Annotated in this window: 4 protein-coding genes; all 4 read left to right on the forward strand. The window is 40.7% G+C overall.

The features are described 5' to 3' along the window. Nucleotides 1–474 precede the first annotated feature (474 nt). From ACTNBR_RS15955 to ACTNBR_RS15970, 4 genes are read left to right on the forward strand one after another with little or no spacing between them, the layout of a single operon-like run. Nucleotides 475–2,409 (forward strand): PfkB family carbohydrate kinase, encoded by a 1,935-nt coding sequence (locus ACTNBR_RS15955; RefSeq protein ID WP_441019185.1) that lies wholly within the window; start codon nucleotides 475–477, stop codon nucleotides 2,407–2,409. After that, nucleotides 2,406–3,314 carry a ribokinase gene (gene rbsK, locus ACTNBR_RS15960; protein ID WP_441019183.1) on the forward strand — a complete coding sequence of 303 codons (909 nt, stop codon included), beginning with the start codon at nucleotides 2,406–2,408 and terminating at the stop codon, nucleotides 3,312–3,314. The genes ACTNBR_RS15955 and rbsK overlap by 4 nt, the downstream gene beginning before the upstream one ends. Nucleotides 3,315–3,337: 23 nt before the next feature. Beyond that, on the forward strand, nucleotides 3,338–4,294 hold the full coding sequence (locus ACTNBR_RS15965; protein ID WP_441019181.1) for a nucleoside hydrolase: 957 nt from the start codon (nucleotides 3,338–3,340) through the stop codon (nucleotides 4,292–4,294). An 18-nt stretch (nucleotides 4,295–4,312) separates the two neighbouring features. Next, nucleotides 4,313–4,906, forward strand: a complete 594-nt coding sequence (locus ACTNBR_RS15970; protein WP_441019179.1) for an ECF transporter S component — start codon at nucleotides 4,313–4,315, stop codon at nucleotides 4,904–4,906. Nucleotides 4,907–5,018 lie beyond the last annotated feature (112 nt).

A 5,018-nucleotide genomic window follows, 5' to 3' on the forward strand; every position in this document is an offset into this window, starting at 1 on the left:
CTGGAGCACCGGCCAAGTAAAGATATGACCGATGAACAACTGGAAGAACTGGCACCTTGGAGTGAAAAACTCCAATCTATCAAAAATCGCATGTGAATTATAGTGAATTACGCCAACTCGCAAAGGGCTGGGGTAATTTTGTATCTGACCGCATTAATATTTGGCGCTTACAGATAATCGTAAAAGGTTGTCTGTTATTTTTGTTTTACGAATAAAAAATAGGGAGCTTCTCTATCTGGGAATATTTTCCTGCTTCTATGAAAAGCAGAACATGTTAGGATGAAGTGAAAAATCCTTGGCGAATTTTGCAAAAATAAAAGAGCGAAAATTGTTTAGTAAAAGCCTTAAATTATGCAAAGTGTAGGAAAATAGTTTCGTAAATCTAAAATATTGATTAAATATTCATGAAATGATAATATTCAAACAAAATTAATTTACTAAAAAAATTTCTGGTTTTTAAAGAAGGGAGGAATTATGAACATACATGATATTGCAAGGCTTGCCGGAGTATCAGCTTCAACCGTTTCAAAAGTCATGAATGGCAAAGACCGAGATATCAGTGAAGAAACCAAAAGAAAGGTTCTGCGCGTTATTGAGGAAGAAAATTACGTTCCGTATTTTAAATTCCGGGAAAAGGAAGGATTGAAAAATCATCTTCTGGGTTTGATTATCAGGCGCAGCCATAGGGAAAGAGAGAACATTGTTTTAAGTGCTGGAAAAGCAGCCAAAGAATTGGGATATGGTTTGGTCGTTACTTATGTGGACAGCGAAGAGGAAATCTTAACAGGCATTGAGGAAATGAATAAAAGGCAAGTATCAGGTGTGATGATTGATGGTAAAAAGAAATTTCTGTGTGGAAGATTGGAGAATACATCTGTTTATTTGAATGAAACGAAAGAATTCGACGAAAAGCAGAAAGTGACTTTTTATTATAGACTCTCTGAAGCTGGTAGGCTGGCGGCTGAACGTCTTATAAAAGAGGGACATCAGAAAATTGCATGCATGGTACATAAAGCCGATGAATCTATTTTGGAAGGATATCGTATGGCTGTACAAAGCAGTAACCTGCCACTGCAGCCGGTATGGTCCTATGAAGGTGATTCCATAGAGGATATAGAAACATACGGAGTCCGTCAGTGTTTAAGTGGAGATGTGACAGCCGTTATATGTGGCTCCTGGGATATCGCCTGCTGTGTATGGAAACTGATGGAGCGAACAAGAACAGTTGTCCCGGATGGTCTTTCTATGATCGTGGTGGGCGATGGTGAAATGGTGAAAATCCTAGGGGATGGGATTACCGCTGTAAAGCTGCCGGCAGAAAATATGAGCAGGGATGCGGTAGAGTATCTGGTGGATATGATCCAGGGAGAAAAACAGATTGAACTTATGCGAAAATTTCCACCTGTATTGGTGGAAAGAAATAGTATTGTACGGCCGGCCCAGGAAAAGCAGGGAGAAAAGATTGTTGTCGTAGGAAGCATGAATATGGACGTAACTATGGAGGTTTCCAGGATTCCGGTAAGCGGGGAGACACAGCTGGCGGAAAAAGTGCTGGTCTTTCCGGGAGGAAAAGGTGGAAATCAGGCAGTGGGAGCCGGAAAATTGGGTGGACAGGTCTATATGATCGGCTGCCTGGGAAAGGATATGGATGGCAAGCAATTGTATACAAGTCTGACAGAAAATCACGTTCATGTAGATGGTGTGATATTTGATACCGTCCTTCCAAGTGGAAAGGCTTATATCAATGTAGACAACAGGGGAGAAAGCACGATTGTGGTATATCAGGGCGCTAACAGTCATTTGGACATTTCCCAGATCAACGGATGCCGATATCTTTTTCAGAGTGCAAAATATTGTCTTTTGTCGATGGAAGTGCCGGACGAAATTGTGGAATATACCATTAAATTCTGTAAGCACAATCATACACAAGTCATATTAAAGCCATCTGCCGTAGAAAAAATCAAAGAAGAACTTCTGCCGGATATTGCGTATTTTGTTCCGAATGAAAAAGAATTGAACCTTTTAGTGCCAGGCAGGAAAAGTCTGGAGGAGAAAGCAGAAGTTTTACGCAAGAAAGGTGTAGAAAATGTAATTGTAACCATGGGAGAAAAAGGCTGTTACCTTACAAATCCCTCTTACTCTCTGCATTTTTCTGGAAGTGGCTTTGAAGCTGTGGATACAACCGGAGGGGCAGATTCCTTTATTAGCGCAATGGCGGTTTGCCTAAGCGAAGGGAAAAATATTATTCATGCGATTGGATTTGCCATATATGCATCTGGAATTACTGTTACAAGATATGGTGTACAGCCAGCACTGCCAGATCGGAAGGCAGTAGATGTTTATGAAGATGAGATTTATTCGAAATACAGTATTATAACAGAACTGACAGAAGGGAGGGAGAAGTCATGAAGAAAATAGTTGTTATAGGCAGTTTGAATATGGATTGTGTAATTGAAACACCTTATATGCCGCATGCGGGAGAGACTATATCAGGTCGAAGCGTTTCGTTGATACCGGGAGGGAAAGGAGCCAATCAGGCATATGCTGTCGGTATCCTGGGCGGAAATGTAGCAATGATCGGCGCAGTAGGCGATGATAGTTGTGGAGAGACATTAAAATCCAGTCTTGATCATGTGGGTGTAGATACATCTTCTATACCTGTCATTCCGGGTGAGACAACCGGTCAGGCCTTTATTACGGTAGATGATCGGGGAGAAAATGCAATCATTATTATTGCAGGAACAAATGGAATGGTCAAAAAGGAGCTGGTTCAAAAGTATCAAAAACAGATAGAAGACAGTGATATTGTGATCATGCAACTGGAAATTCCACTGGAAACGGTTCAGTACGTGAAGAATCTGGCGGTAAGTCTTGGAAAAACGGTTATTTTGGATCCGGCACCTGCGATTGGGAATCTTCCAGAGGGATTTTTTGCAGATGTCGACTATATCAAACCCAATGAGACAGAGTTGGAAATCCTGACAGGTACAAAAATGGAGACTCAGGAGGAGTTGGCAGCGGGGGCAAGAAAATTGCTTTCTCAAGGTGTAAAAAACGTGATTGTTTCATTGGGAGAAAAGGGATGTCTGCTTGTATCAGAGAAGGAGGAAAAATTTTTTCCTGCAAGGAAGGTGAAAGCGGTAGATACCACGGCAGCAGGCGACAGCTTTACAGCGGCATTTGCCCTTGCTTTAAGTGAAGGGAAAAGCTGTCACGAAGCAATTCGTTTTGGACAGAAGGTATCGTCTGTGGCAGTAACTAGAAAAGGTGCGCAGACATCCATACCCACAAGAGAAGAAGTAGATGGGCTGTAATAAAAAGAATAGGAGGTGCGGATATGAACAAAGAACCAATAATAATTGATTGTGATCCCGGAAGCGATGATGCGCTTGCCATTATTCTGGCACTGCATTCAGAAAAACTTGATTTGAAAGCGGTTTGTTCGGTTACGGGAAACGGTGCGCTGGATACTACCACCAGAAATGGCTGTAATATTCTGGCTCTGTGCGGAAGACAAGATATTCCTCTGTATAGAGGATCAGCGGTGGCTCTGGACAAAAAGATGCCGGATACGGTAAGTGCATTTGGAGACGATGGACTTGGAGGATACGCAGATACTATACTTTCTGACAAAAAAGAGGAAGAAATTGGAGCAGTAGATTTTCTGGTAGAATATATCAACAGCCATCCGGGAGAAATTACATTGTTTGCGATTGGACCATGTACAAATATTGCAAAAGCGATTAGAAGGTCAGAAGAATTTGCTAAGAATCTGAAGAGGCTGATTATAATGGGAGGAGCCAAATATACAGGAAACATGAGTCCGGTTGCGGAATATAATTTTTGGGCAGACCCACAGGCCGCCCATGAAGTTTTACAGGCCGGAATTAAAGATGTTACAATGATTGGCTTGGATGTGACAAATAAAATAGCATTGAATTGCGGAATGAGAGAAATTCTCCGTATGATGGATACTCCTTTGTCAAACTTTGTATATAACATTACAAAAGAAGGATTGGATGATAATTGGCGTACAAGAAAAAAGGCAGTATCTCCCATGCATGATGTACTTACAACTGCATATTTCATAGAGCCTTCTATTCTCAAAATGAGGCCCGCATATATTGATGTAGTAACAGAGGGGATTGCGAAAGGCCAATCGATTGTGGACATTGATGGACATTGGAATGATGGGAAATGTAATGCATTGTATGCAGAAGAAGTAGATGTAGAAAAATTTTATAAACTTTTCTTTAAAACAGTATTTGATGAAGATGTTACGATGTTATTTTAAGGATAGGAGGAAGAAAAAATGAAAAAAGCAAATGAAAACTTTTCACTGATGGTAATTTTATTAATCCCGGTAGCAATTGCAATCAACATTGTAGGAGGTCAGATGACATCTGTATTAAAGCTTCCAGTGGACCTTGATATGATTGGAGTAATTTTGGTAGGTGCGTTAGCCGGACCGATTCCGGCAGCAGTTACAGGAGTCCTAACAAACCTTATCAATGGTATTTTCGATCCATCGTGGATTCCGTATGCATTTTGTGCCTTCTTTATTGGAATTGCAGCTGGACTTTTGTCCAAGTACAATATGATGACAAAAATTTGGAAATTAATAATTTCTGGAATTATTATTGCTTTAGTAGGAACCATTACAGCTGCGCCAATTACAGTATTCTTTTTTGGCGGTGCGACAGGCGGAGGAGCGTCTATGCTGGCAGCCGGTCTGATGGCAACAGGAAGAGATATTTTTGAATCCGTATTTTCCGTATATATCGTAACGGAGAGTGTTGGAAAATTAATCTCTATTTTTATAGCATACCTAATCATTAAAGCAATTCCAGACAGATCACTCGTAAAATATAGATTTGGAGAGAAATTTATCAAGAAATCAGCATAGAAGGTAGTGTAAAGTAGCCTATGAAAAAATGGAGCTGAAAAAAAAGGCTCCATGGGAACCTTGAAAATTGCAGATATGTTAGTTTTCGGCAGCGTACGCCACCCTTGACGGC

Source organism: Bariatricus sp. HCP28S3_F11 (genome assembly GCF_052065395.1).
GTDB lineage: Bacteria > Bacillota > Clostridia > Lachnospirales > Lachnospiraceae > Allocoprococcus.